Source organism: Nonomuraea sp. NPDC049625, assembly GCF_040675285.1.
Lineage (GTDB): Bacteria > Actinomycetota > Actinomycetes > Streptosporangiales > Streptosporangiaceae > Nonomuraea > Nonomuraea angiospora_A.
In genome coordinates, this window is sequence record NZ_JBFAOQ010000001.1 from 1,208,746 (window position 1) to 1,235,426 (window position 26,681).

General features: G+C 69.9%; 21 protein-coding genes. 12 read left to right on the forward strand and 9 right to left on the reverse strand.

The window, feature by feature from the left end; translation table 11 throughout:
* The first annotated feature begins 36 nt into the window (after positions 1-36).
* Complete coding sequence (locus AB0J87_RS05870) at positions 37-354, forward strand: STAS domain-containing protein (protein WP_350730039.1); 318 nt, start codon at positions 37-39, stop codon at positions 352-354.
* Between the two features lie 104 nt (positions 355-458).
* Here the strand turns inward: AB0J87_RS05870 and AB0J87_RS05875 are convergent, their stop codons facing one another.
* The 3 genes from AB0J87_RS05875 to nucS all read right to left on the reverse strand — a co-directional run bounded on the left by AB0J87_RS05875 (position 459) and on the right by nucS (position 3,626).
* Positions 459-1,001, reverse strand: coding sequence for a TetR/AcrR family transcriptional regulator (locus AB0J87_RS05875; RefSeq protein WP_363962798.1), 543 nt, complete (start codon positions 999-1,001; stop codon positions 459-461).
* Positions 1,002-1,145: 144 nt separating this feature from the next.
* Positions 1,146-2,618 carry an aldehyde dehydrogenase family protein gene (locus AB0J87_RS05880; RefSeq protein ID WP_363962799.1) on the reverse strand — a complete coding sequence of 491 codons (1,473 nt, stop codon included), beginning with the start codon at positions 2,616-2,618 and terminating at the stop codon, positions 1,146-1,148.
* A 345-nt stretch (positions 2,619-2,963) separates the two neighbouring features.
* Positions 2,964-3,626: an endonuclease NucS gene (nucS, locus tag AB0J87_RS05885; protein WP_350730045.1), complete on the reverse strand. Its 663-nt coding sequence runs from the start codon at positions 3,624-3,626 to the stop codon at positions 2,964-2,966.
* A gap of 36 nt (positions 3,627-3,662) precedes the next feature.
* Between nucS and AB0J87_RS05890 the strand changes: the two genes are divergently transcribed.
* From AB0J87_RS05890 to AB0J87_RS05920, 7 genes are all read left to right on the forward strand, one after another.
* Positions 3,663-5,108, forward strand: coding sequence for a 3-hydroxybutyryl-CoA dehydrogenase (locus tag AB0J87_RS05890; protein ID WP_363962800.1), 1,446 nt, complete (start codon positions 3,663-3,665; stop codon positions 5,106-5,108).
* Positions 5,105-5,395: an ATP/GTP-binding protein gene (locus tag AB0J87_RS05895; protein ID WP_319720101.1), complete on the forward strand. Its 291-nt coding sequence runs from the start codon at positions 5,105-5,107 to the stop codon at positions 5,393-5,395. The genes AB0J87_RS05890 and AB0J87_RS05895 overlap by 4 nt, the downstream gene beginning before the upstream one ends.
* 14 nt (positions 5,396-5,409) lie before the next feature.
* Positions 5,410-6,114, forward strand: a complete 705-nt coding sequence (locus tag AB0J87_RS05900) for an alpha/beta fold hydrolase (protein WP_350730048.1) — start codon at positions 5,410-5,412, stop codon at positions 6,112-6,114.
* Between the two features lie 235 nt (positions 6,115-6,349).
* The gene (locus tag AB0J87_RS05905; protein WP_363962801.1) at positions 6,350-9,562 is read left to right on the forward strand and encodes a LamG-like jellyroll fold domain-containing protein; all 3,213 of its coding nucleotides are present in this window, start codon (positions 6,350-6,352) and stop codon (positions 9,560-9,562) included.
* Positions 9,563-9,757: 195 nt separating this feature from the next.
* On the forward strand, positions 9,758-15,907 hold the full coding sequence (locus tag AB0J87_RS05910; RefSeq protein WP_363962802.1) for an RHS repeat-associated core domain-containing protein: 6,150 nt from the start codon (positions 9,758-9,760) through the stop codon (positions 15,905-15,907).
* Between the two features lie 108 nt (positions 15,908-16,015).
* Entirely contained in the window at positions 16,016-16,774 is a 759-nt protein-coding gene (locus AB0J87_RS05915) for an SDR family NAD(P)-dependent oxidoreductase (protein WP_363962803.1), read from the forward strand.
* Between the two features lie 161 nt (positions 16,775-16,935).
* The gene (locus tag AB0J87_RS05920) at positions 16,936-17,721 is read left to right on the forward strand and encodes an alpha/beta fold hydrolase (protein WP_357754800.1); all 786 of its coding nucleotides are present in this window, start codon (positions 16,936-16,938) and stop codon (positions 17,719-17,721) included.
* 182 nt (positions 17,722-17,903) lie between these two features.
* Here the strand turns inward: AB0J87_RS05920 and AB0J87_RS05925 are convergent, their stop codons facing one another.
* The 3 genes from AB0J87_RS05925 to mce all read right to left on the reverse strand — a co-directional run bounded on the left by AB0J87_RS05925 (position 17,904) and on the right by mce (position 21,086).
* On the reverse strand, positions 17,904-19,052 hold the full coding sequence (locus AB0J87_RS05925; RefSeq protein ID WP_363962804.1) for an AI-2E family transporter: 1,149 nt from the start codon (positions 19,050-19,052) through the stop codon (positions 17,904-17,906).
* Positions 19,053-19,173: 121 nt separating this feature from the next.
* Positions 19,174-20,457, reverse strand: a complete 1,284-nt coding sequence (locus AB0J87_RS05930) for a DivIVA domain-containing protein (protein ID WP_363962805.1) — start codon at positions 20,455-20,457, stop codon at positions 19,174-19,176.
* Positions 20,458-20,663: 206 nt separating this feature from the next.
* Positions 20,664-21,086, reverse strand: a complete 423-nt coding sequence (mce, locus tag AB0J87_RS05935; protein ID WP_319712687.1) for a methylmalonyl-CoA epimerase — start codon at positions 21,084-21,086, stop codon at positions 20,664-20,666.
* Between the two features lie 84 nt (positions 21,087-21,170).
* Here mce and AB0J87_RS05940 point away from each other — a divergent pair, with 84 nt between their 5' ends.
* The 4 genes from AB0J87_RS05940 (at position 21,171) to AB0J87_RS05955 (ending at position 24,072) form a co-directional block, all read left to right on the forward strand.
* The gene (locus AB0J87_RS05940; RefSeq protein WP_363962806.1) at positions 21,171-22,358 is read left to right on the forward strand and encodes an acetyl-CoA C-acetyltransferase; all 1,188 of its coding nucleotides are present in this window, start codon (positions 21,171-21,173) and stop codon (positions 22,356-22,358) included.
* Positions 22,359-22,457: 99 nt separating this feature from the next.
* Entirely contained in the window at positions 22,458-22,886 is a 429-nt protein-coding gene (locus AB0J87_RS05945; RefSeq protein ID WP_363962807.1) for a hypothetical protein, read from the forward strand.
* Positions 22,880-23,101, forward strand: a complete 222-nt coding sequence (locus AB0J87_RS05950; RefSeq protein ID WP_363962808.1) for a helix-turn-helix transcriptional regulator — start codon at positions 22,880-22,882, stop codon at positions 23,099-23,101. The genes AB0J87_RS05945 and AB0J87_RS05950 overlap by 7 nt, the downstream gene beginning before the upstream one ends.
* 2 nt (positions 23,102-23,103) lie before the next feature.
* Positions 23,104-24,072 (forward strand): NAD(P)-dependent alcohol dehydrogenase, encoded by a 969-nt coding sequence (locus tag AB0J87_RS05955; protein ID WP_363962809.1) that lies wholly within the window; start codon positions 23,104-23,106, stop codon positions 24,070-24,072.
* 161 nt (positions 24,073-24,233) lie between these two features.
* On the opposite strand, the gene AB0J87_RS05960 is transcribed toward AB0J87_RS05955, so the two are convergent.
* From AB0J87_RS05960 to AB0J87_RS05970, 3 genes are all read right to left on the reverse strand, one after another.
* On the reverse strand, positions 24,234-24,386 hold the full coding sequence (locus AB0J87_RS05960) for a hypothetical protein (protein ID WP_363962810.1): 153 nt from the start codon (positions 24,384-24,386) through the stop codon (positions 24,234-24,236).
* A gap of 159 nt (positions 24,387-24,545) precedes the next feature.
* Positions 24,546-25,217: a DUF4230 domain-containing protein gene (locus AB0J87_RS05965; RefSeq protein WP_363962811.1), complete on the reverse strand. Its 672-nt coding sequence runs from the start codon at positions 25,215-25,217 to the stop codon at positions 24,546-24,548.
* Between the two features lie 74 nt (positions 25,218-25,291).
* Complete coding sequence (locus AB0J87_RS05970) at positions 25,292-26,650, reverse strand: hypothetical protein (protein WP_363962812.1); 1,359 nt, start codon at positions 26,648-26,650, stop codon at positions 25,292-25,294.
* Positions 26,651-26,681: the final 31 nt, after the last annotated feature.

A 26,681-nucleotide genomic window follows, 5' to 3' on the forward strand; every position in this document is an offset into this window, starting at 1 on the left:
GGAGGTGACTACACCGTGTGTGATTGAGGAGGTGGCATGCGCGTCCGGGGCAATCCGAGTGCCCAGGTGGTGCGGATCGGCGCCAGACTCGACGCCGGCACGTCGGCCGGTGTGCGGGAGCGCCTGCACGAGGCTCTCGATTCCGGTGAAGGCGACCTGATCCTGGATCTCTCCCGGCTGGAGATGATCGACGCGACCGGCCTCGGAGTGCTGGTGGGCTCGCATCGGCGCGCGCTCAGCGTGCAGCGCCGCCTCGTTCTTCGGGGGGTGCCCCCGCGGATCATGCGGATACTCGCGGTGACCCGGCTGAATCGGGTGCTGCACATGGAGGTTCCCGCGGCCGCGGTGGCCTGATGTGACATATCGAGAGCGGGCAACGATCAGCCGTTGCCCGCTCTTTTATTGTGTGCCGCAAAATGGTGATTCCGGGCCGTCCATTATGAATGGCCGGCGAATGGTCACGGTGTGCCGAGGCTGCGGATGAAGATGTGCACGGCCACGTCGGCGAGTTCGTCGATCGGCGGCTGCTCGTCCGAGTGCAGCCACTCGATGAGTAACTCTTGTAGCGCTCCAATTACTCCGAGTGCCACCAGCCGCCGATTCAGCCCCGCAGCGTGGGGGAAATCGGCCGACGCCTCCTCGACCAGCCGCGCGAACGCGTCCACCGCGCGTTGACGTGACAGTGTCAGGACATCTCCTGATCGGCGAACCTCAACATGCATGATGCGGGCCCGCCGCCAGTCCGCCGTGGTGAACTCGATATAGGCGCGAATCCCCGCCTTGACTCGATCGTCAAGTGTCTTCGGCGCCTCCTGGACCGCTTTGGCCACCACGGCCAGGCTTTCTTCCACACAGCGCTCGTGCAGCGCCTGGAGGAGTTCCTCGCGCCCACCGAAACATTCGTAGAAGGCGCGGTTGGAGATCCGCGCCTCCGAGCACAGCCTTTCGATGGTCGTCGCCGTGAACCCCGGCTTCGCGTATAGCGTGTAGGCGGCCGTCATCAGCCGCTCCCGTCTGTCTGCCAGCCTTTGCTCAGCTGACATTCCCCGGTAAGACCGGTTCACATTCCACCCGTCCAACATGATCGTGGCCCCCAGAGCACACAATTATGGACGGATGATCCGTTTTGGGAAAGGGTAAGAAGATTATCTTTTACGTCGCCCATGCAAGAAGGTCACGAGCCTGATCAGCCGCTCAAGCTCGGAGGGCCCTCGGGTGAACGAGGTCAGGTTCATCCCCGGCATCGCGAAGCGCTGGCGGGAGATCGCTTTGGGCCTGGCGAACTCGCGTAGACCGTCGGCCCCGTGGATCCGTCCGAACCCCGAGTCTCCCACTCCGCCGAAGGGCAGCGCAGGCACTCCGGCGAATGAGATGACCGAATTGATGGCGGTCATCCCGGAACGCATCCTGCGGGCGAGCTCCATCGCCCTGCGCGTGTTCCCGGAGAAGACCGTCCCGCCCAGGCCGTACGCGGAGGCGTTGGCCAGCTCCAGGGCCTCCTGGGCGTCGCGGGTGCGGCGGACGGTGATCGTCGGGCCGAACGTCTCCTCGCGCACCGCGGGGGAGTCCTCCGGCACGTCCTCGACGATCACGGGCTCCACGTAGGGAGCGCGGACGGAGTCGGAGCCACCGGTCACGATTTTTCCGGACTTGGTGGCGTCGTCGATGTGGCGCCGGATGATGTCCACCTGGCCCGGCATCGTGATCGGGCCGTAGTCCTCGCCGGCCCTCACCTTTGTCACCCGGTCGGACAGCTCGCGCATGAAACTTTCATAGACAGCGTCGACGACGTAGACGCGTTCGACGCCCACGCAGGTCTGGCCGGCGTTGGACATCGCGCCCCACAGGCAGGCGTCGGCGGCCCTGGCGAGGTCGGCGTCGGCGTCCACGATGAACGCGTCCTTGCCGCCGCACTCGGCCACGATGGGCGTCAGGTTCTCGGCGCAGGCCGCCATGACCCGCTTGGCGGTGGCGGTCGAGCCGGTGAACGCCACCTTCCCGACCCTCGGATCGGCGGCCAGCCCGGCCCCGGTCTCGCCCAGCCCGGTCACGGCCTGGAACACCGGATGCTCGGGCACCGACTCGGCGAACAGCTCGGCCAGCCGCACGCCGATGCCCGGGGTGAGCTCGCTGGGCTTGAACACCACGGCGTTGCCCGCGGCGAGGGCGTAGGCGATGGAGCCCATGGGGGTGAAGACCGGGTAGTTCCACGGGCCGATCACCCCGACCACGCCGAGAGGGAGGTATTCGAGCGTGGCGGCCAGGTTGAGGCCGATCATGCCGGTGCTCACCCGGCGGCGGCCCAACACCTTGCGGGCGTTGCGGGCGGCCCAGTCGAGGTGGGTGATCGCCAGCACGATCTCCAGCGTCGCGTCGCCCACCGGCTTGCCGGTCTCCTCGTGCACGAGCCCGCTCAGCTCTCTCAGGTGCCGGGTGAGGACGGCCTTGTAGTCGAGCAGCCGCTGCCTGCGCGCGGCGTGGCCGAGCCCGGCCCACCAGGCCGCCGCCTCGGCCGCGCGGCCCACGGCCGTGTGTACGGCGTCGGGGCCCTGCCGGGGATGGGTGCCGACGACCTCACCGGTCGCCGGGTTGAGCGAGTCGAACGTGAGCGTCGTCATGACCTCACGATAGTCCGGTAAGCCATCGCTTACTAGGGAGCTCTCCGCAGCGGGGCGATCGCGCAGAGTGCTGTCTCGCCGCGGCGGGACGTGCGCCAGGGAATTGGCGGGCCGGGCCCCATTCGTGTGAATATGTGGCGCTATTCCAAAGCCCTTTATTTCAACCGTGGGGGGCTGCGCGGGTTCTGTTCACGACCTATGAGCTCCCGCGCCCGCAGCACGGCGTTGGCGGCCGCGGGCAGGTCCGGCTCGTCCGGCCGCCACACCCGGAAGCCGCGTCGTGCGGATCGTCCTCCAGCCAGGTGTAGCCGTGCTTGCGGAAGGCGCCGGGGGATGAGTTCGGCGCTAGAACAGGGTCGGATTTTCCGGCTCGATGCCGCGCAGCCCGTCGTAGTCGAGGGTGACGCAGTCGATGCCGCGGTCCGTGGCGAGCACGCGCGCCTGCGGCTTGATCTCCTGTGCCGCGAAGACGCCGCGCACGGGCGCCAGCAGCGGGTCGCGGTTGAGCAGCTCCAGATAGCGCGTGAGCTGCTCGACGCCGTCGATCTCCCCCCGCCGCTTGATCTCCACCGCCACGGTCGCCCCCAGGGCGTCCCGGCACAGGATGTCCACCGGCCCGATCGCCGTCATGTACTCGCGCCGGATCAGCGAGTAGCCGTCCCCCAGCGTCGTGATGTGCTCGGCGAGCAGCTCCTGTAGGTGAGCCTCCACGCCGTCCTTGATCAGCCCGGGATCGACGCCCAGCTCGTGGCTGGAGTCGTGGAGGATCTCCTCCATCGTCAGGACCAGCTTCTCGCCGGTCTTGCCGTGGGTGACGGTCCAGGTGCCGTCGTCCTCCTTGAGCTTGCACGGCGGGTTCATCCAGTTGAGCGGCTTGAAGGCGCGGTCGTCGGCGTGAATGCTCACGCTCCCGTCCGCCTTGATCAACACGAGTCGGGGCGCCATGGGGAGGTGCGCCGTGAGCCGTCCGATGTAATCCACGCTGCATCGCGCGATGACCAGCCGCATGACGCCCCACCTTAGCGGCTCTGGAAAACTGGACGCATGGCGTTCGAACGGGTGGGAGTGGTCGGGCTCGGCACGATGGGAGCCGGGATCGCCGAGGTGTTCGCGCGGGCCGGCCTGCGCGTGATCGGGGTCGAGGCCGACGCCGAGGCGCTGGCCAGGGGTCGCGGGCATCTTGAGCGCTCCACCGGCAAGGCTGTCGACAAGGGAAAGCTGCCCCCCGGGCAGCGCGACGAGATCCTCGGTCGCATCACGCTGACCACCTCGCGCGAGGACCTGCGGGACGTCGATCTGGTGGTGGAGGCGATCCCCGAGATCCTCGACTACAAGATCGCGCTGTTCAAGGACCTCGACCGGATCTGCGAGCCCGGGACCGTCCTGGCCACCAACTCCTCCTCGCTGTCCGTCACCGCCATCGCCGCCGCCACCGGTCGCCCGGGGCAGGTCGTGGGGATGCACTTCTTCAACCCGGCGCCGGTGATGAAGCTGGTCGAGGTCGTGGGGACGGTGGTGACCGCGCCCGGCCTCGTGGCGGACGTCGCGGCGCTGGCGGGCAGGCTGGGCAAGACGGCCGTGCCGGTGGGCGACCGGGCCGGGTTCGTGGTCAACCGGCTGCTCCTGCCCTACCTCAACCAGGCCGCGGTGCTCATGGAGCTGGGCGTGGCCGGGCGCGACGACATCGACGCCGCGATGAAGCTGGGTGTGGGGCTGCCGATGGGGCCGTTCACGCTGCTCGACCTGATCGGCCTCGACACCGCGTACGGGGTGATGGAGGTGCTGTTCGACGAGACGCGCGACCGGCGGCACGCGCCCGCGCCGCTGCTGCGCGAGCTGGTCACGGCCGGGCTGCTGGGCCGCAAGTCGGGCCGGGGCTTCTACGGCGACTCGCCGCAGGAGGAGCCGGCGAGGTCGAGGCCGGGCACGTTCGGCGTGGCCGGGGCCGGCGGCGACGGGCTGGCGGAGCGGCTGCGGGCGGCCGGGTTCAAGGAGTCCGAGGACCCCGACGTCGTGCTGCGCCTGGCCGACCGTCCCGTGATCGAGCACGCCGTACGCCTCCCCGACCCCGCCAGGATGGTCGGCGTGCACCTCGCCGGCGACCAGGTGGCCGAGCTCGCCTCCACGGTGCTGACCTCGGAGGAGGCCGCGAGCGCCGCCAGGGACCTGGTGAAGATCGCCGGGCTGACGCCGGTGCCGTGCAAGGACCGGGCGGGGTTCGTGGTCGACGCCCTGCTGTTCCCCTACCTCAACGACGCCGTGCGGATGCACGACTCCGGGTACGCCTCGATCGACGACATCGACGCGGCCATGCGCCTGGGCTGCGGCTATCCCGCCGGGCCGTTCGAGATGCTGGAGTCGCTGGGCCTGGCGAAGGTCCGCGACGGGCTGAGAGCCCTCTACGCCGAATACCGCGAGCCCGCCTTCGCGCCCGCCCCTCTGCTCGACCAGCTCGTCACCGCCGGCGTCAGCCGATTCCCGCGTCCATGAGCCCACGCCGTGCCCGCCGCAGGGAGTCCTCCCGTCCCTTCGGCTTCCCGACCGGGCTGGACAAAGTGGAGGAATGGCCCGACGGCGAGTGGAAGGTGCGCATGCTCACCGGTGCCTCCTCGACCAAGGACTACCGATGTCCTGGCTGCGACCAGGAGATCCGCAGCGGCCAGTCGCACCTCGTCGCCTGGCCCAACTGGCCGGGAGGCGACGAGGAGCGCCGTCACTGGCACACCGCCTGCTGGCGCAAGAGACTCGACCGCGGCCCCGGCCGCACCCGTTATTGAAGGGAACCCCCGAAGTGGAGATTCGCGCGGCCACCGTGCTGCCCGCCCGGCGCGAGCCGATCGAGCTGGAGACGGGCGACGGCCTGACCCTGGTCGGCGAGCTGGCACTGCCCCTCGACCGTCCCCCCGTCGCGACGCTGGTGACGCTGCACCCGCTGCCCACCCACGGCGGGTTCATGGACAGCCACGTCTACAAGAAGGCCGCCAACCGGCTGCCCGCCCTCGCCGACCTGGCCGTGCTGCGCTTCAACACCCGGGGCACGTCCTCCGAGCGCGGCACCTCGGAGGGGACGTTCGACGGGGGAGAGGGCGAGCGGTTCGACGTGGCGGCGGCGCTGGAGTACGCCGAGTACCACGACCTGCCCCAGGTGTGGGTGGTCGGCTGGTCGTTCGGCACGGAGCTGACGCTGAAGTGGGCGCACGACCCGCTGGTGGAGGGCGCGATCCTGCTCTCGCCCCCGCTGCACCGGGCCACCGACCACGACCTGGACGCCTGGGCGCGGTTCGGCCGGCCGCTGACGGTGCTGGTGCCCGAGTTCGACGACTACCTGCGGCCCGAGGAGGCCCGCGCGAGGTTCGCGAGAGTGCCGCAGGCGGAGGTCATCGGGGTGGACGGGGCCAAGCACCTGTGGGTGGGGGAGCCGTACGTCCGCATCGTGCTGAACGAGATCGTCAAGCGGGTCAACCCGGCCGCGTCGCCGCTGCCCACGGACGTCTGATGTGCCATGACGGAAATTTCCGGACAAATCAGGTTTATGAAGGAAATTTGAGCAGAATGAGCAAAACTCTAGACCTCTCGTGTTGTCAGAGTGAAAATCCGATCGTCAACCGAAGATCGTGGAGACGCCGGGCGGGTATGCCTTCTCGCGCGTAACCCCTGCTCACCATGGGTGAGGACGTATGCGGGCAGTTCGTGGGTTGGTTGCGGCGGCGTTAGCTTTCACGATCTTGGCGGTGCCTGATCCGGTGCCCGCCGTCGCGGCGAAGACAGTGGCACCACCGCAGACCGTCCAACCACCCGAGGACTCCGCGCTCACCCTCGCCCGCAGCACCGGCAAGCCCGTCGAGGTGGAAACACAGCGCAGCGAGACCCGCCAGGTCTGGGCCAAGCCCGACGGCACGTTCACCCTGGAGCAGTACGTCCGCCCGGTCCGCGTGCGCAAGGCCGACGGCTGGGTCCCGGTGGACACCACCCTCCGCCTGCGCCCGGACGGCGCGGTCGAGCCGGTCGCCGCGGCGGCCGGCCTGACGTTCTCCGGCGGCGGCACCGGCCCGCTGGCCCGCCTGGCGCGCGGCGCCAAGACCCTGGAGCTGGGCTGGCAGGGCACCCTGCCCAAGCCCACGCTGAACGGCGACACCGCCACCTACCCTGAGGTCATGCCGGGCGTGGACCTCCAGGTCACCGCGGACGTGGACGGCTTCTCCCACATCCTGGTGGTCAAGTCCCGGGCCGCCGCGGCGGGCCTGACCGAGCTCTCCTACCCCCTCTCCGTCAACGGTTTGGCGCTGAAGTCGGACAAGGCGGGCAACCTGGAGGCCGTGGACGAGGGCGGCGGCACGATCTTCATCGCGCCCACCCCGACGATGTGGGACTCCCAGGGGATCACGAGCCCGCAGGCGCTCAAGGAGGGTCGCTCCCCGGAGGCCAAGCAGGCCAAGATGGGCGTGGCGCTGTCGGGCAGGAAGCTGCTGCTCAGGCCGGACCGGAAGATGATGGAGGACCCGAAGACCGAGTTCCCCGTCTACCTGGACCCGTACTTCTCGGCCGCCCGCGGCTCGTGGACGGCGGTCTGGAGCAACTGGCCCGACTCGAACTACCTCAACTCCAGCGACGTCGCCCGCGTCGGCCACATCAGCTCCACCCAGACGAACCGCTCGTTCTTCCAGATGGCCACCGGCGCGACCATCCACGGCAAGCAGATCATCAAGGCCACGCTGCGCACGTACGAGACGTGGTCGTACTCCTGCAGCGCCCGCAAGGTGGAGGCCTGGGGGACCGGCGCGATCAGCAAGAGCACCACCTGGAAGAACCCGCCGGCGAAGACCAGGTTGCTCTCCACGGTGAACGTGGCCAAGGGCTATGGCACGGGGTCCTGCGCGCCCGGCGGTGTGGAGTTCGACGTCACGTCGTGGGCCGCCGACGCCGCCGCCAAGAAGTGGAACACCATGACCATCGGTCTCTATGCCACCAGCGAGACCGACCTGTACGCCTGGAAGAAGTTCAAGAACAACCCGGTCGCCGTCATCGAGTACAACTCGATCCCGACCGACCCGGTGGCCGCCGACGCCTGGTCGGACCCGGGCGGCCCCTGCGTCTCCGGTGACGGGCGGCCGGTCATCAGCACGGCCACCCCCAAGCTGTGGGCCAAGCTCAAGGACACCGACAACTCGGTCAAGGGCCGCTTCGAGTGGTACAACGCCGCCGGGACCAAGACCGGCGAGTACGTCACCGCGACGGGTTCGTCCGGCTCCGCCTACTACGCGACGATCCCGGTCAGCCTGTACGCGGACGGCGCGCTGATCCGCTGGCGCGTCCGGGCCGAGGACGGCAAGGCCAACAGCGCCTGGAGCCCCTGGTGTGAGGCCACCGTGGACGCCACCGCGCCCGGCAGGGAGCCGGTCGTGACCTCGCCCCAGTACGCCGAGGAGGGCTGGAGCGACGGCGTCGGCCTGGCCGGCACGTTCACGTTCGATCCCAACGGTGTCACCGACGTGGCCGCCTACGTCTACGGGCTGGACACCACGCCGAAGTCCGAGGTGGCGCCCGCCGCCGACGGCACGGCCACGATCGCGCTCACCCCGCGCCACGACGGCCCCAACGTCCTGTCGGTACGCAGCAAGGACCGCGCGGGCCAGCTCGGCCCGATCCGCACCTACGTCTTCAACGTCAACTCCGGCCGCGCGCCCAGCGGCCACTGGAAACTGGACGAAGGCCAGGGCACCGTGGCCGCCGACGCCGCGAACGCCCACCCCGCGACGCTGTACGGGGCCACGTGGACGACCGGTAAGACGGGCATGGGGCTGAAGCTGGCCAACGCGTACGCGCAGACCTCCGGCCCGATCGCCGACACCGGCCGCAACTTCACCGTCACCGCCTGGGCCCGCCTGACCGGCAACGCCGCGACCGCCACCGTCGTCACCCAGGAAGGCGCCAGGACCGGCGGCTTCACGCTCCAGTACTCGAAGCCCGACGACCGCTGGGCGCTGGTCCGCGCGAACTCCGACGCCGACGGCGCCGCGACGGTCAAGGCCCTGTCGGCCGCCGCACCCAGGCTGAACGAGTGGACCCACCTGACCGGCGTCTACGACTCCGCCGCGGGCCAGATCTCGCTCTACGTCAACGGCAAGCTGGAGTCCGAGGTCGCCTTCACCCAGCCGTGGAACGCCACCGGGCCGCTCACCATCGGCCGCGGCAAGGTCAACGGCGCCGCGGCGGAGTCCTGGCCGGGCGACGTGGACGAGGTCCGCGTCTACGGCCGGGCCATGTTCGCCGACGAGATCGCCGACCTGGTCAACAGCGCCGCCACGCTGGTCGGCCACTGGAAGCTGGACGAGGAGTCGGGCACCTCCGCCGCGGAGTCCTCCGGCCGCTCCACGGCCGCGACGCTGGCCGGGGGCGCGTCGTGGACGTCCGGCTGGCTGGACGGCGCGCTCGCGCTCGACGGAGTCAACGGCTACGCCCAGACCACCGGCCCCGCCGTCGGCACCAGGTCGAGCTTCACCGTGGCCGCCTGGGTCCAGCTCGACTACCTGCCCACCGTCGACACCGCCGCCGTGGCCCAGCCCGGCAGCCGGGCGGCCGGGTTCCAGCTCGGCTTCGACAAGGAACAGCAGCGGTGGACCCTCGGCATGAGGGCCGCCGACACCGACACCGCCGCTATCGTACGCACCCGCTCCGACGCCATCCCCAACCCGCTGGAGTGGACCCACGTCGCCGGCGTCTACGACGCGCTGGCCGGCGAGCTGCGCATCTACATCAACGGCCAGCTCTCGACCACCACCATCACGTCCCACGCGAGCGCGTGGAACGCCACCGGCCCGCTCCAGCTGGGCCGGACCAAGACTGCGGGCGCCTTCACCGGCTACTGGCCAGGAGCCGTGGACGACGTCCGCACGTATGACGGCGTGCTGAGCGCCGAGCAGATCGCTCAGCTGGCCGCCCAGTAAATATCCACCCACCCCAGTAAGTCCTATCTGCACCCCGACTGGGAGAGGTTCATGGACCTGCCGAGTGAGTTAGACCTGCCCGAATCCCGCTGGAATCGACCTCACGAACCCGACGAACCCGACAATCCCGACCCTTACTGGAACCGTTTCGTCAAGCCCAAGCCCGAGTCGCCCTGGCCTCGCAGACTCGCGGCGGTGCTCACCATCGCCCTCGTCGTCCCCCTCACGTACGCCATGCCCGCGCAGGCCGCGTCCCGGCCGGCTCCCTCGGTGGAGAACGAGAAGCCGATCAAGGGCAAGAGCGTCCCGGTCCTGCCCCCGATGGCCAATCCCGTCGAGAAACAGGCGTGGAAGGCGCCGCCAGGCATCGCCTGGCCCAAACCTCAGGCGGCGGAGCTGGGCGGCACCGGGGCGAGCACCCTGGCGGCGACCGGCTTCCCCGTGAAGCTGGCCCCGCAGAAGGACGCCAAAGCCGCCGCCGCCACGGCCGAGACCTCCGACCCGGTACGCGTCGAGCTCCTCGACTCCAAGCTGCTCGGCCTCGCGATGCGCGTATCGCCCGGCCAGGGAGCGAGCCTCAAGGCCGCGTCCGGCAAGAAGTCCCGCCTGCAGATCGACTACTCCGGCTTCCGCTACGCCTACGGCGGCGACTACGGCGCCCGGCTCCGCGTGGTCAAGCTGGAGGAGTGCGCCCTGACCGAGGCGGACGGCTGCGCCGCCCCCCAGCCGGTCAAGAGCGAGAACGACCCGAAGGCGGGCACGCTGACCGCCGAGTTCGAGCCGGCCGGCCTGTACGCGGTCACGGCCGCCGCCTCGGGCCAGTCCGGCGACCACTCCGCCACCTCGCTCGCCCCGTCGGCGAGCTGGGGCGTCGGCCCCCAGACCGGCGACTTCAACTGGGACTACGACCTGCGCACCCCTCCCGCGCTGGGCGGCGACGAGCCGGAGTTGTCGATCGACTACTCCTCCCAGAGCGTGGACGGTCGCACCGCCTCCACCAACAACCAGGCCTCCTGGGTCGGTGAGGGCTTCGAGCTGAACCCCAGCGGCTACATCGAGCGCCGCTACAAGTCCTGCATGGTCGACGGCAAGAAGACCGGCGACCTGTGCTGGGACGGGGAGAACGTCACCCTGTCGCTCGGCAACTCGGCCGTCGAGCTGGTCAAGGACGCCACGAGCAAGCAGTGGCGGCCCAAGCGCGACGACGGCACCCGCATCGAGTACCTCACCGGCGCCACCAACGGCGACAACAACGGCGAGTACTGGCGGGTCACCGGCGCCGACGGCACCCAGTACACCTTCGGCCTGAACCGCCTGCCCGGCTGGGTCACCGGCAAGGCGGAGACGAAGTCGGTCCAGACGGTGCCGGTGTTCGGCAACAACAGCGGCGAGCCCTGCTACAACAGCACCCCGGCCAACGCCTGGTGCCAGCAGGCGTACCGGTGGAACCTGGACTACGCGGTGGACACCCACGGCAACGCCACCACGTACTGGTACGCGCAGGAGAAGAACTACTACGGCCGTAACATGAAGCCCGAGCTGGGCACCGTGTACGACCGCGCGGGCTACCTCACCCGCATCGACTACGGTTACCTGCAGAACGAGCTGTTCACCAAGGCTCCCGCCTCCCGCGTCGTCTTCGACGTGGCCGAGCGCTGCCTGCCCAGCGGCACCATCACCTGCGCCGCCGACCAGCTCAAGAAGGAGACCGCCAGCAGCTGGCCGGATGTCCCGTTCGACCAGATCTGTGACTCCGGCGTGAAGTGCACCGACCGCCTGGCGCCGACGTTCTTCACGCGCAAGCGCCTGACCAAGGTCACCACGCAGATCATCAACGCCTCGGGCCAGTACACCCCGGTGGACTCCTGGACGCTCGCGCACCAGTTCCCCGCCTCGGGCGACGGCATGAGCCCGGCGCTGTGGCTGGCGTCGATCCAGCAGAGCGGTCACGTGGGCGGCACGATCACGCTGCCCAAGGTCACGTTCATCGGCGTCCAGCTGCCCAACCGGGTGGACGCCAACGAGGGCCGCGCTCCGCTGGTCAAGTGGCGCGTGCAGGCCGTGAACAACGAGTCCGGCGGTGAGCTGCGCGTCAACTACTCCGCCGCCGACTGCAAGCCCGGCGACGTTCCCGCCGCCGACAAGAACGCCAGGCGCTGCTTCCCGCAGCGCTGGTCACCGCCGAACGAGGCCGAGGTGACCGACTGGTTCCACAAGTACGTGGTCACGCAGACGATGGAGGTGGACCGCGTCGGCGGCGCCCCCAACGTCGTCACCGACTACGAGTACCTCGACGGGACCGCCTGGCGCTACGCCGAGAACATCCTGGTCAAGCCCGAGCACCGCACGTGGTCGGAGTTCCGGGGCTACGGCCGGGTCCGGGTGCGTCAGGGCGACGGCCAGGACACCAAGCGCACGCTGACGGAGTTCCGCTACTTCCGCGGCATGGACGGTGACAAGCAGGCCGACGGCTCCAAGCGCAGCGCGCAGGTCACGGACACCGAGGGCGTCAAGCTCGACGACCTCGACCAGTTCGCCGGCTTCGAGCGCGAGGAGGTCGTCTACGACGGCGACGGCGGGGCCATCCTGAGCGCCACGCTCGAGGCGCCCTGGTCCGTCAAGACCGCCGAGTCCACGCAGAGCGGTGTCACCAAGGCCGCGTACGTGGTCGAGCCCAAGTCCATGGTCACCCGCACCGCGCTGGAGGGAGGCAAGTGGCGTCGTACCGGCGAGGAGCGCGAGTACGACACCAAGGGCCTGCTCACCCAGGTGGAGGAGAAGGGCGACCTGGCCACCACCGATGACGACCAGTGCACCCGCTACACCTACGCCCGCAACGACACCAGCTGGATGCTCGACTACACGAGCCGGATCCAGAAGGTCGCCGCCGGCTGCGGCACCGCCGTGTCCACGCTGGCCGCCGGTGAGGTCATCTCCGACCAGAAGGTCCAGTACGACAACAAGGCGTACGGCCAGGCGCCGACCAAGGGTGACGTGACCACCGTCGAGAACACCGTCTCCGGGGACGGCGCGACGATCGTCGAGAGCACCCACACCTACGACGCCTACGGTCGCGAGACCAGCGAGACCGACGCGCTGGGCACCAAGTCCACCACCACCTACACCCCGACCGCGGGCGCGCCCCCGACCGAGATCAAGGAGACCAACCAGCTGGGCCACGTCGAGCTCACCCTGCTCGAACCGGCCTGGGGAGAGCCGTACGCCGAGGTCGACGCGAACAACCGCCGCATCGACATGGAGTACGACGCGCTCGGCCGCCTGGTCAAGGTCTGGCAGCCCGACCGCAGCAAGGCGGCCAACCAGTCGCCCAGCACCGAGTACGCCTACTCGATGCGCACCGACGGTCCCAGCTTCGTCACCACGAAGACGCTGAACGCGGACGGCACCTACAGCGCGAGCCACGAGCTGTACGACGGCCTGATGCGCAAGCGCCAGACCCAGGAGCCCGCGCCCCGCGACGAGCAGACGCAGGACCCGGCGCTGCGTGACGGGCGCACGATCACCGACACCATCTACAACTCGCTCGGCGAGGCGGCCAAGGCGAACACCGGCTACTTCGCCACCGGGACGCCCTCCACCGACCTGCTCGCCGTGGCCGACGTGGACGTGCCCAACCAGGTCGTGGTGACCTTCGACGGCAGCGGTGACGCCAACGCGCAGATCCTCAAGGCGAAGGGCCAGGAGAAGTACCGGGTCAGCACCACGCAGCAGGGCGACCGGGTCAACATCACGCCCCCGGCCGGAGGCACCGCCACGACCCGCATCGGCGACGCCGAGGACCGGCTCATCGAGTTGCGCCAGTACAAGGGCGCCACCCCGACGGGCGAGTACGAGTCCACCAAGTACACCTACGACCACGCCGGACGCCTGTCCACGGTGACCGACGCGGCGGGCAACGTGTGGAAGCACCACTACGACATGCGTGGCCGCGAGATCAAGATGGAGGACCCCGACAAGGGGGCCACCACGATGACGTACAACGACGCCGACGAGCTGGTCACCACGACCGACTCGCGCGGCAAGACGTTGTACTACGTCTACGACGCGCTGGGCCGCAAGAAGGAGCTGCGCGACGGCTCCGCGACCGGTCCGCTGCTCGCCGAGTGGCAGTACGACGCGCTGGCCAAGGGCCACATGAACGCCAGCATCCGCTACACGGGCGGGCAGGCGTACAAGGCCGAGATCAACGCCATCGACTCCGACTACCGCACGCTGCGCGAGACCGTCACCATCCCCGAGCGGGAGGGCAAGCTGGCGGGCTCGTACCAGCTCAACACCCGCTACACGATCGACGACCAGGTCCAGTCCGTCAGCTTCCCGGCCGCGGGCGGCCTGGCGGAGGAGCAGGTCGTCTACACCTACGACGAGCTCAGCCAGCCGACCAAGGTCAGCGGCCTGAACACGTACGTGACCGCGACCCGCTACTCCAAGCTGGGCGAGACCCTGCAGCAGGAGCTGAGCACGGGAGGCAAGAAGACCTGGGTCACCTACACCCATGACGAGGGCACCCGCAGGATGTCCAGGATGCGGGTGGACAGGGAGGGCGCCGCGGCGACCGACCTGGACCTCAACTACAGCTACGACGCGGTCGGCAACATCACCAAGATCGCCGACAAGGGCGCGAGCGGCCAGGACACGCAGTGCTTCAAGTACGACCATCTGCGCCGGATGACCTCGGCGTGGACGGGCACCGACGACTGCGCCAGTGGTAGCCCGCAGTCCGACAAGATCGGCGGCGTGGCCCCGTACGCGCTCAGCTACGAGTACGACGCCACCGGCAACCGGACCAAGGAGATCAAGCACGCCTGGGGCGGCGCGGGTGAGACCACCCGTACCTCCACCTACCCGGCGGCGGGCGCCAAGCAGCCGCACGCGCTCCAGACCGTCGGGTCAGACCTCTTCGAGTACGACGCCGCGGGCAACACCACCAGGCGCAAGGTCGGCAACTCCGACCAGAGCCTGATCTGGGACGCCGAGGGCAACCTGGAGTCGGTGACGGAGGCGGGCAAGACGACGTCCTTCGTGTACAACGCGGAGGGCGACCGGCTGATCCGCAAGACGCCGACCGACTCCACGCTGTACATCGACGACATCGAGTTGCGCTTCGACTTCGCCAAGGACGCCGTCGAGCAGACTCGCTACTACACCATCGGTGGCGAGCCCATCGCGGTGCGCACGCCGGACAACCAGGTCTACTTCCTGGTCAACGACCACCAGGGCACCGCTCAGGCGGCGGTGAACGCCGGGACCGGTGAGCTGGCCGTACGGAGGACGACGCCGTTCGGCGAGAACCGGGGATCGCCACCGGCGTTCTGGCCGGGGCAGCGCGGATTCGTGGGAGGCACGCAGGATTCCACGACCGGGCTCGTCCACCTCGGCGCTCGCGAGTACGACCCCAAGAACGGGCGCTTCCTGTCGGTCGACCCCGTCATGGAGGAGCAGAACCCGCAGCAGCTCAACGCCTACGCCTACGCCAACAACAGCCCCGTCACCATGAGCGACCCCGACGGCCAGCTGTTCTGGTTCGTCGCGGCGATCGTGGTGCGGGTCTCGGCGCAGATCATCGCCAGGAGGCTGGCGATGGCCGCCGCCAGGCGGGCCGCCATCGCGGCGGCGCGTGCGGCGGCAAGAAGGGCCGCCCTCGCGGCGGCACGGCGCCGGGCACTGGCGGAGGCCAGGCGGAGAGCCGCGGCCGAGGCCAAGAAGCGGGCCCTGGAGGCGGCGCGGAAGAAGGCCGCGGCCGCGGCCAGGAAGAAGCTCCAGGAACAGGCCAAGAAGAGGGCGGCCGAGCGGGCCAGGAAGGCGGCGACGGCACGGGCACAGCGGCGGGCCGCGGCGGCGGCGAAGAGAGAGGCGAGGAGAAAGGCCGCTGAGCAGGCGGCCAAGCGCCGGGCCGCGGCGGCGGCCAGGACGCGTAACAGGCGGGCCGGCCGGCTCCCCAGCGGGATCCAGCGGGCACGGCAGCGTCCGGCGCAGCGGCCGACCAGCCACAGGGCGCAGCAGCGGCAGTCGCCGCCCAGGGACAGCCGGCAGCCGATGCAGCCACGGCCGAGCCAGATCTACCGCAACGACGGCTCGACCCAGCCGACGCAGTCCTACACCGTCTACCGAGACGGCCGGATGTATCCGGACGGACCGCCGCCGGCGGCCCGGCCCGGTGGCTCCGGCCAGGGTGAACGGCAGATCTTCCGGCCGGAGAAGATCGAGCCCGAGAACACGAGGACGGGCACGATCGCCGAAACCGGCTTCAAGGTCAACCAGTATCTCGACAAGAGCGGAATAGCCGACGCGCTCGACATCATCATCTGGGGCTTGGGAGGTTAGCCCCTACTGATCGGACACCGGCGCGGGACCCTCACGGGTTCCGCGCCGGTGGCGTTTTCGGGTGTCTTGTCACTAGAATCTTGTTCGGTAATGACTCGAGGAGGCAGCGTGGGCGCGTTCGATCTCAGTGGGAAGCAGGCTCTGGTCACGGGAGCGTCGAAGGGGATCGGGCAGGGCATCGCGCTCGCCTACGCCGAGGCGGGGGCCGACGTGGCGCTCGTGTCCCGCTCGGCCGAGAGCCTGGCCGAGGTGGCCAAGGAGGTCGAGGCGCTGGGCAGGCGCGCGGTCGTCATCCCCGCCGATCTCACCGACCGCGACGCCGCCGCGGGGGCCGTCGCGGCGGCGATCGACGGGCTCGGGCACCTCGACATCGTGGTCAACAACGCGGGCGGCTCCAACTTCCTCGTCGAGTTCAAGGACCTGCGGCTGTCGGGGTGGGACAAGCTGATGCGGCTCAACCTCGACTCGGCCATGATCGTCTGCCACACCGTCGCGCCCCACCTGCTGGAGCGGGGTGGCGGCACGGTCATCAACGTGGCGTCGGTGGCGGCGCTCGGCGCGCCCTTCCTCGCCCCGTACGCCGCCGCCAAGGCCGGGCTGGTGGCGCTGACCAAGACGCTGGCCGTGGAGTGGGCGCGGGCGGGGGTGCGGGTCAACGCGCTGTGCCCCGGCTGGACGGCCACCGACCTCAACCGGAACCTCTGGGAGGACGAGACCTCCGGTGCCGCCACGGTCGCCACCGTGCCCATGCGGCGCTGGGGGACGGTGGCGGAGATGGCCCAGCCGGCCGTGTTCCTGGCCAGCTCGGCTTCCGCGTACATGACGGGCCAGGTGCTGTTCGTGGACGGCGGCGCCACCGCCATCTAATTGTGTACGCGATTATTCGCCGGCCAATGCCAGTTTTATAGCCGACATTGGCGAAATGCCGCCTTTATGGGGAGCTTTAGCGAAGCCGTCTTCGGTTTTCGGCGGATATAGGCATACGACATTGAGTGCTTGCGGCCGTGAACCGGGCTACCGTGTGGTCCGTGCAGCTCTACACGAGATCGGCCGGAACCGGGCTCCCGGTTGTGCTGCTTCACGCGTTCCCGCTCTCGTCGGCCATGTGGCTGGCCCAGCGCGAGGGACTGGCCAAGGCCTGCAGGGTCATCACACCCGACCTGCGCGGCTTCGGCGGGTCCCGCCTGGGCGACGACGAGCCGTCGCTCGACCTGATGGCCGACGACGTCGCCAGGCTGCTCGATGACGAGGGCATCGAGCGGGCGGTGGTGGGCGGGCTGTCGATGGGCGGCTACGTGACCATGGCGTTCTGCCGCCGGCACCCCGACCGGGTGCTCGGCGTGATCCTGGCCGACACCAAGGCCGGCGCCGACCCGCCCCCGGCGCGGGACAACAGGGAGCGCATCGCGCAGGCCGTGCTCTCCGAGGGCAGCGAGGTGCTGGTCAGCGAGGTGCTCCCGGCGCTCATCGGGCCGACCACGAGGGAGCGGCGGGCCATGGTGTTCGGGCGCGTCAAGGGGCTCGTGCAGTCCGCGCCGCCGGGGGCGGTCGCCTGGGCGCAACGGGCGATGGCCGCGCGGCCCGACTCGTTCGACACGCTGAGCGCGCTGAAGGTGCCGCTGCTGGTCGTGGTGGGGGAGGAGGACGAGCTCTCGCCACCCGCCGACGCGGAGGCGATGGCGCGCGCCGTGCCCGACGGGCGACTGGAGATCATCCCGAAGGCCGGCCATCTGAGCGCGGTGGAGCAGCCCGAGGCGTTCAACACGGCGATCACCGAATTCCTCCGCACCGACCTCGCCACCCCCCGCCCCTGACCCCACCCGGCGGCCAAGGGCCACCGGCTGCCCGCCCGCGCACCCATCCCTGGCCCGAGGACTTCAGCCCTCCCTCACCTGAACGACCTCAGCTCTCCCTCTCCCCGAAGGAGCTCAGCCGGAGTGAGACGGGCGACGGGGGCGCGGTCGGCAACTGGACTCGGCCCTTCCCCGGGAGGCCCTCAGACGTGGTCCTGGCGCGGCAGGACCACCTCCCGGACGATCAAGGCGATGGCCGCCGCCACCGGAATGGCCAGCAGCGCTCCGACGATCCCCAGCAGCGCCCCGCCGAACAGCGCGGCGATCACCGTCACCGCCGGCGCCACGTCCACCGAGCGCTTCATCACCCTCGGATAGATGAAGTAGTTCTCGACCTGCTGATAGATCACGAAGAAGACCGCGCACGCGATCCCCGCGGGCACCGACTGCAGCAGCGCGACGCCGGTCACGAGCACCGCGCCGATCGTGGCGCCCACCAGCGGGATCAGGTCCGTCAGCGCCACGACCAGGGCGAGCGCGAGCGCGTACTGCACTCCGGCGATGGACAGGAAGATCCAGGTCAGGAAGCCCGCGATGACCGAGATGAGCACGTTGCCCGCCACGTACCCGCCGATGCCGGAGAGGATCTGCTCGCTGATCGCCCTCGTCCGGGTCCTGCGGGAGGCCGGTACGAGCTTGAGCAGGTAGTCCTTGATCGTCTGCAGCGAGCCGAGGAAGTAGAGCATGAGCACCAGCAGCGTCACCGTGGTGTAGACGCCGTTCAGCACCACCAGCCCCGCGCCCATGATGCCGCTGGCCAGCGACGGCCCCAGCGTGGACGTCACGAACGTCTTGAGCTGCGCCAGGATCTGGTACTCGGAGTCGAGCTGGTGCAGCGTCGGGTTCTTGCCGAGCTCGGTGACGTACGTGGGCACCGCCGCCACGAACTCCGACAGCTGCTGGCTCACCGGCGGCACCACGGCCAGGCCGAACAGCGCGAACGCCACGATGACCCCGGCGAACACGATCGAGATCGCGCCCCGCCGGGCCAGGCCGCGACGCTGGAGGGCCTCGACGGCCGGGTTGAGGCCGACGGCCAGGAACATCGCCACGACGACCAGGATGATCGTGCTCAGCGACGCGACGACCATCTGGGCGATCGCGATCGCCGTCAGCACCCCCAGCCCGCCGACCAGCCCGAACAGGAAGGGGCCGCGGGCGAGCGGCTTCCCGGGCAGTCCGTACGGCTGAGGGCCGCCGTCGCCCTCCTGGGCCGTGGCAGCTCTCTTTGCGGTCGTGGATTCTGCGGACTCGGTGGGCTCCGGGGCGGTGGGATCGACATCCGCGGACAAGGCGACACTCCCGAGATTGTCGGTAAACAGCAAAGAGAGAGCCTAGCGACCATCGGATCGCCAGGCTCTCTCCAACCTGCTCTTCAGCCCCCGTGTGCAGTCCCGACCTGTGGGCCGGTGGTTACTCCTGCCACCATTCGGCGTCGTCCTCGGACTTGCTCTCGACCTTCGCCGCGGGCGTCGTGGCCGGGGCCTCGGCCACAGGAGCGGCGAGTGCGGGCTTGGCCGGGGCCGCCGTGACCGCGGGCTCCGGCTCCATGCCGGGCAGGGCCGCGCCGCCGAGCAGCTGGCGCAGCTGGGCGAGGTGGCTGGTGATGCTGTCGCGCTGGCGGGTGAGCTCGTCGACCTGGCGCTGCATGGTCGTGCGGGTGCGCTCGGCCTCGTTCTTCGCCTCGGTGACGATCGTGTCGGCGCTCGTCTTGGCCTCGGCGACTATCGTCTCGGAGCTCTTGCGGGCGTTGGCGACAAGCTGCTTGGCGTGCAGGTCCGCCTCGCGGCGGGTCTGCTCGGCCTGCTGGGTGGCCTTCGTGGCCCGCGACTCGGCCGTGGCCGCGCGCTGCTCGGCCTCAGCGACCATGCGCTGGGTGTTGGCCTGGGCGGTGGCGTGGCGCTCGGCCTCCTGGCGCTCGGCCTCCTCGCGGCGGGAGGCGAGCTGGATCTCGAACTCCGCCTCGTCCTGCGCCCGCTTGGCCTCCGACTCCTCCAGCACCCGCTGAGCCTGCGCGCGCATCTCGTCGGCCTGCCGCTTGGCGGTGGTCAGCACCTCGTCGCGCTCGCGCTTGGTCGACGCCCGCAGCTGGGCGACCTCGCGCTCGGCGGTGGTGCGGAGCTTGGCGATCTCCCGCTCGGCGTCGGCCCGCTTCTCCGCCACCTCGTGGTCGGCGGTGGCCCGCAGCTTGGCGACCTCGCGATCGGTGGTGTTGGTCAGCTCGTCGGCCTCGCGGCGGGCGGTCGAGCGGGTCTCCTCGGCGTCGCGGTCGGCGGCGGAGCGCATCTCGTCGCTCTCCCGCGTGGCCACGGCGCGCTTCTCGGCTGCCTCGGCCTCGGCGGCGGCCCGCAGGTCGGCGGCCTCGACCTTGGCCGCGGCCTTGATCTCGTTGGCCTCGGACCTGGCGGCCTGGACGAGCTCCGTGGCCTGCTCCTCGGCCAGGCGGAGCAGCTGCTCGATGCGGGCGCCGAGACCGGAGTAGGTGGGGCGCTCCTGCTCCTGCAACTGGCGCTGGGAGTCGGACAGGTCGCGCTGCAGGCTCGTCACCTGCTCGCGGGACTGCCGTAGCTCTCCGTCTAGCTGCTTCAGATGATCGTGGACCTGATGCCGGTCGTAACCGCGGAGCACCACGTCGAACTCGCGTGCGGGGGCGTCCTCGAAGAAATTGTTGAGCTGGGCGTCGATGTCGGACTGCATGGAGGCTCAATCCTGGGTTGTCGAGACGGCTACACGGGCCGGACGGGGGGTTCGGGGCATCCGATCCAGGAGCCTGTGCCAAAGGGCAGGCTCCATGTCCGGTGGAAGGTCAAGCGTACTCCGCTGGTGCCACCTGCGAAGCCCCGTCCAACTTTCTGCGTGACTAGTTACATATGAACGTTTTTTAACATTTGTCAGGTCCGGTGTTAGGGCTTGGCCGCCTGCACCAACTCCGTCAGCATTCCTCCCACGTCCTTGGGGTGCAGGAACGCGATCTCGGAGCCCATCGACCCGTGCCTGGGACGCTCATCCAGGAGCCTCACACCCTTCTCGTTGATCTTAGCCATCGCCTGGGCGACATCGGGAACCCCGAATGCCACATGATGGACGCCCTCGCCACGCTTAGCGAGGAATTTTCCCACAGGGGAGTCCTCAGAGAGAGGCTCCAGAAGCTGAATGTAGGAGCCCCCACCTTCGCCGTCGGAGATGCGCAGCATGGCCTCCTTCACGCCCTGCTCCTCGTTGACCTCCCTGGCGACCACGGTCAGCTCGAACGTCTCCGAGAAGAACGCGATCTTCTCTTCGATGTCCTTGCACGCGATTCCGATGTGGTCGATCCGCATGAACATATGTGGCCCACCTCCATAGCGAGCGTCCGCCTACTCGTGGGTATGGTGTCAAAGAACCCGACGTGAGCGTAGGAGGCCCCCGTCATGTCCAGTTCCGTCATCGTGGCCGGAGCTCGCACCCCCATCGGCAAGCTCCTGGGATCCCTGTCCGGGCTGGCCGCCGTGGACCTCGGGGGCGTCGCGATCAAGGCCGCGCTGGAGCGTGCCAGGGTCGCGCCGGAGGCCGTCGAGTACGTCATCATGGGCCAGGTCCTGCAGGCCGGCGCCGGCCAGATCCCCTCCCGCCAGGCCGCCGTCAAGGCCGGCATCCCCATGACGGTCCCCTCCGTCACCATCAACAAGGTCTGCCTGTCGGGCCTGGACGCCATCGCGCTGGCCGACCAGCTCATCCGCGCGGGCGAGTTCGACATCGTGGTGGCCGGCGGCATGGAGTCCATGACCAACGCCCCCCACCTCCTGCCCGGCCTGCGCAGGGGCGTCAAGTACGGCGGTTCGCAGGTCGTCGACTCGATGGCCCACGACGGCCTGTTCTGCGCGTTCGACCAGCGCGCGATGGGCGAGTCGACGGAGCTCTACAACGCCCGGCTCGGCATCCGCCGGGAGGAGCAGGACGCGCTGTCGGCCCGCTCCCACCAGCTGGCCGCCGCCGCCATCAAGAACGGCCTCTTCGACGAGGAGATCGTCCCGGTGGAGATCCCGCAGCGCCGCGGCGAGCCGGTGATCGTCAAGGAGGACGAGGGCGTACGCGGTGACACCACCCCGGAGACCCTGGCCAAGCTTCGCCCGGCCTTCGCCGCCGACGGCACGATCACGGCCGGCTCCGCCTCGCAGATCTCCGACGGGGCCTGCGCCGTCGTGGTCATGTCGAAGTCGAAGGCCGAGGAGCTGGGCCTGGAGTGGCTGGCGGAGATCGGCAGGCACGGCAACGTCGCGGGCCCGGACGCGTCCCTGCAGTCCCAGCCGGCCAACGCCATCAAGCACGCGCTGTCGAAGCAGGGCGCGACGGCCGGCGACCTGGACCTGGTGGAGATCAACGAGGCCTTCGCCAGCGTGGTCCTGCAGTCCGCCAAGGAGCTGGGCGTGCCGCTGGACAAGGTCAACGTCAACGGGGGCGGCATCGCCCTGGGCCACCCGATCGGGGCCTCGGGCGCGCGGATCGTGCTGACGCTGGCGTACGAGCTGAAGCGCCGGGGCGGCGGCCTGGGCGCGGCCGGGCTCTGCGGCGGCGGCGGCCAGGGTGACGCACTGATCATCTCGGTCCCCAAGCAGTAGGAGTCTTCGCGGGCCCCGGGGAGAGCCCCGGGGCCCTTCTCGCGCTCGGCCATGTAAAGAATTCTAGACACGAAGTCCGGGATGTTTTACATTCGAGGCATGGCATCCGAAGAGAGACGCGCGTGGATCATGGCCGTGGTCTCGGTCTGCGCGTACGGCACGTACGTCGTGATCATCCTCGGCCGAGCGGGCGGCACCTCCATCGCGGAGGTGCCCTACGCGGCGACGCTGCTGTGGAGCATCGGGGGTGCGATCGCGGCGACGATCGTCCTCGACATAGCGCTCTCGGCGGTCTTCCGCCGAGGCGCCGGGATGAAGGACCAGCGTGACCGCGAGATCTGGCGCTACGGCCAATACGCCGGCCAGTGGTGCCTCGTTCTGGGCGGGCTGGCGGCGTTGTGGATGGCCCTGGCCGAGGTCGGCTACTTCTGGATCGCGAACGTGATCTACCTGGCGTTCGTGCTCTCGTCGGTGCTGGGGTCCGCGCTGAAGATCGTCGCCTACCGCCAGGGCCTGCCGTCATGGTGAAGTCCACCAAGGTCACGAACTCGATCCGGGCCCTGCGGTTCGCGCGCGGGGAGATGACGCAGGCGGAGCTGGCCGAATGGGTCGGCGTGACCAGGCAGACCATCATCGCCATCGAGCAGGGCCGCTACTCGCCCTCCTTGGAGATGGCGTTCCAGATCGCGCGGGTTTTCGGGGTCCCGCTCGATGACGTGTTCCAGTATCCAGAGGGAGAGTGACCATGAAGGCGATCGTTCAGGATGAGTACGGGCCCGCCGATGTCTTGAAATTTCGGGACATCGAGAAGCCATCGCCCGGTGAGACCGACGTGCTGTTACGCGTGCGCGCGGCCGGGCTCGACATGGGCGTCTGGCACATGATGACCGGCCTCCCGTACCTGATGCGCCCGGCGATCGGGATGCGTAAGCCCAAGGGCCGGCCCGGCACCGACGTCGCGGGGGTCGTCGAGGAGGTCGGCGCGGGCGTGACCCGGTTCCGGCCCGGCGACCGGGTGTTCGGCACGTGCGGCGGCGGGGCCTTCGCCGAGTACGCGTGCGCCCGCGAGGACCGGCTCGCGCCGATCCCGGGCGACCTCGCGTTCGAGCCCGCGGCGGCCGTGCCGACCTCGGCCATCACCGCCCTCCAGGCGCTGCGCGACCAGGCCCGGGTGCGGGCGGGGCAGCGGGTGCTGGTCATCGGCGCGGGCGGGGGAGTGGGGACGTACGCGGTGCAGCTCGCCAAGGCGTCCGGGGCGGAGGTCACGGGCGTGTGCAGCGCGGCGAAGGCGGACCTCGTACGGTCGATCGGCGCGGCCGAGGTCGTCGACTACGCCCGCGAGGACTTCGCCGGCCGGGGGAGCCGCTACGACGTCATCGTCGACACGGCGGGCAACCGCCCGCTGCGCCACCTGCGCCGCGCTCTCACGCCCCGCGGAACGGTGGTCATCGTCGGCGGCGAACGCGGCGGGCGGTGGCTGGCCGGCACCGACCGCCAGCTCCGGACGGTGCTGCTGGACCCGTTCGCCCGCCAGCGGCTGCGCGTGGTCTTCATGGCGCCCCGGGAGGCCGACCTGCGAGCGGTGGCGGAGCTCGTCGGCTCCGGCCAGGTCACGCCGGTGGTCGACCGGACGTACCCGCTCAGCGAGGTCCCCGAGGCCGTCCGCAGCCTGGAACGGGGACAGGTGCGCGGCAAGGCCGTCATCACCGTCTGAGCCCCGCCGGCCCGGACAGCGCGATGCCCCGGTCCGACCAGGAATGGACCGGGGCTCCGCGATTCAGGGACCCACCAGGATTCGGGTCCCTGACGTCGCCCCCTACGGGGGCTGTTCAGCCCGGCCGCGAGGGAGGGTGCGGCCGGGCTGCTTGTGGACGGTCATGAGGCGAGGAACTTGGCGAAGACCGAGCGGTTGCGGCGCTCCGGCCGCAGGCTCTTCTGCGCCTCGCGCACCCGCCGCTGCTCGGCCGCGGCGCGGCGGAGCTCGGAGGCGTGGTGCTGCATCACGGTGTACTCGAGTTCGGCGTTCATTGAGGCCCCTTGTGGCTCGTGCTTCTTCCCTGCACTCTTAAGACTCCTCCTAAGGCCCTCCCGGACACATCGGGCGGATGCCTTATCTCCGGACGTAAGGCCAGATAGGAAGGTACTTAGGCAGGCGCACCAGGCGACTAAGGTGCCCGTGAGCCGTCCTTAGGGCTCGTCCGTGAACTTCACCGTGACCTTCGTGAAGCCGAGCGACTTCAGCAGGCCGGTCATCATGGCCTTGGTGTTGGCGTCCGCCCTGGCGCGCAGGTCGCTCGCCACCGCCGCCTCGGTGATCTTCTTCTCCGCCAGCAGATAGAGCTCGCGCTGGTCCCCTGGCGATCCGGACAGGAAGTCCTGCACCCGGTCGAACAGCCCGCGCTGCTGCGCGTACACGTACGAGCGGCTGTTGTCCAGGTTGGGCTTCTCCAGCTGGGCACGGGGCAGGAGCACGGTCGCCTGGGTGCGGTCCTCCGACACCGTCACGGCGTTCCCGGCCAGGCCGGAGAAGTCCACGTACGCGTCCACCCCGCCCGCCCCGACGAACAGCGTGCGGGTGCCCTTGATCGCGTCGGGCAGGAAGTTGGCGTCCTTCTCCAGGTCCACGACCACCTGGAAGTTCCCTGTGGCGGCCTCGAAGCGGCTGAGGTCCTTGATGGACTGCAGGAGCACCGGCTGACTGCGGTCGATGACCTGTTCGCCGAGCGGGTTGAGCCAGGTCCAGGCCAGGCGGCCGCCCACCACGAGCAGGACCGCCAGGACCAGGAAACCCGCCACGTATCGCCACCTGCGGCGCCGCGCGGTGGTCACCCCGAGCGGCGTCGTACGGGAAGTCGTCATGCGTGCATGACTACCCGTCGGGCGATCATCATTGCCAGCCGTTTGGTGACATCTTCCGATCCATCGGCCGCCGCCTAGCTCAGACCGGCCATGGACGTGCTGGGGGCCGAGTTCGGCGTGCCTTCGCCCTCCGGGTACACGGGGTAGACGTGGCTCGACTCCGGCGTCGGGCGGGCCGACGGCGCCACTTGCGGCCGCGCCGCGCCGCCGCCGCCGAAGTACATGCTCGACAGCCCGCAGTTCTGGAAGTCGCTGTAGAACATCCGCAGCCACTCCCTGCGCTGGTGCTCGCTCAGCCACGAGAACCACGACGCCGCGTACTGGTGCTCGGGCAGCGGCCCGCCGGGCAGGGGCTCCCCGCGCAGCCACGCCATCACGATCTCCCGGTAACCGTCCGCGACCGTGCCGGGGCAGCGGGCGGCCAGGGACTCGATGTACTCGTACGCCGCCTCCTCCGCGAACCCCGCGGACAGGTCGGGCACGTGGACGGGCGCCAGGCCGTTCGAGGGCTTCAGCTCCTCCTCCAGCGGCCGCTGCTCCACCCGCGTGAACGCGGCGGGCGTCCCCGCCAGCCGGGAGGCGATCTGCGTGAACGCCGCCCCCAGCTCGGTCAGCCCCGCCCGCATCCCCGGGTGCACGCACACCGTGATCGGCCAGTCCTGGCAGCTGTAGGCGATGTCCACGGCCGCGGCCGGCTTCGGCTGGGCCAGCACCCGCGACACGCCCATCCCGGCCGCCAGCACGGACAGCAGCGCGCACGCCAGCACCAGCGCCTGCCTGGTCACCAGCGCCGCCCAGCCGAGCAGCAGCGCCGCCGTGATGCCGAGCAGCCAGATCGTCTGGTCGAAGAACGGCGCCCCGCTCAACCCCTGGAACAGGTCGTACGGCTCCCCGGTGCCGGGCGCCAGCTTGTCCGCCCAGCCCCGGTCGTCGGCCAGCCACGAGAACAGTCCATAGCAGGCCAGCCCGGCCAGCGGCGGCGTGAACGCCTTGGGCACCACCCAGCCGGCCACCCAGCCGATCACCGAGTAGAGCGCCAGCCCCGCCATGCCCATGCCCAGGCCGGACAGGCTCAGCCGCCCCGACTGGTCGGTGAGCACCGTCTTGACCGCCAACACCAGCACCGTCGCACCGAACGACCCGAGCACCACCACCACGATCGCCAGCGGCGCCTTGAGCGCACGCCACGTCGTGAGCGGGCGCCCGCGCAACGCCCTGCGCTTGCGCAACGCCACCCACGCCGCGAACGCGGCGGCCACCGGCCCGGTCATCCGCAACGAGCCGATGACCGCGGCCACGATGTTCTCCCACGCGTCCACGCCAGGTATCAGGACATTCCACGCCGCCAGCAGCCCGATCGCCAGGAGCACGGCCACCGTGACGGCCGCGCTCTGCTTCAGCTCCTCTCGTGAAATGCCCGCGTGCTCACGCACCCTTTTCCCCGTTGACCTTCATCAAGCACCC

Bases quoted from the DNA above. Each gene is read 5' to 3' on its own strand.
- nucS (WP_350730045.1), bottom strand. From the start codon at position 3,626: ATGCGGCTGGTCATCGCGCGATGCAGCGTGGATTACATCGGACGGCTC.
- AB0J87_RS05895 (WP_319720101.1), top strand. From the start codon at position 5,105: ATGAGCCCACGCCGTGCCCGCCGCAGGGAGTCCTCCCGTCCCTTCGGC.
- AB0J87_RS05875 (WP_363962798.1), bottom strand. From the start codon at position 1,001: ATGACGGCCGCCTACACGCTATACGCGAAGCCGGGGTTCACGGCGACG.
- mce (WP_319712687.1), bottom strand. From the start codon at position 21,086: ATGTTCATGCGGATCGACCACATCGGAATCGCGTGCAAGGACATCGAA.
- AB0J87_RS05945 (WP_363962807.1), top strand. From the start codon at position 22,458: ATGGCATCCGAAGAGAGACGCGCGTGGATCATGGCCGTGGTCTCGGTC.
- AB0J87_RS05870 (WP_350730039.1), top strand. From the start codon at position 37: ATGCGCGTCCGGGGCAATCCGAGTGCCCAGGTGGTGCGGATCGGCGCC.
- AB0J87_RS05930 (WP_363962805.1), bottom strand. From the start codon at position 20,457: ATGCAGTCCGACATCGACGCCCAGCTCAACAATTTCTTCGAGGACGCC.
- AB0J87_RS05965 (WP_363962811.1), bottom strand. From the start codon at position 25,217: ATGACGACTTCCCGTACGACGCCGCTCGGGGTGACCACCGCGCGGCGC.
- AB0J87_RS05940 (WP_363962806.1), top strand. From the start codon at position 21,171: ATGTCCAGTTCCGTCATCGTGGCCGGAGCTCGCACCCCCATCGGCAAG.
- AB0J87_RS05890 (WP_363962800.1), top strand. From the start codon at position 3,663: ATGGCGTTCGAACGGGTGGGAGTGGTCGGGCTCGGCACGATGGGAGCC.
- AB0J87_RS05950 (WP_363962808.1), top strand. From the start codon at position 22,880: ATGGTGAAGTCCACCAAGGTCACGAACTCGATCCGGGCCCTGCGGTTC.
- AB0J87_RS05955 (WP_363962809.1), top strand. From the start codon at position 23,104: ATGAAGGCGATCGTTCAGGATGAGTACGGGCCCGCCGATGTCTTGAAA.
- AB0J87_RS05880 (WP_363962799.1), bottom strand. From the start codon at position 2,618: ATGACGACGCTCACGTTCGACTCGCTCAACCCGGCGACCGGTGAGGTC.
- AB0J87_RS05960 (WP_363962810.1), bottom strand. From the start codon at position 24,386: ATGAACGCCGAACTCGAGTACACCGTGATGCAGCACCACGCCTCCGAG.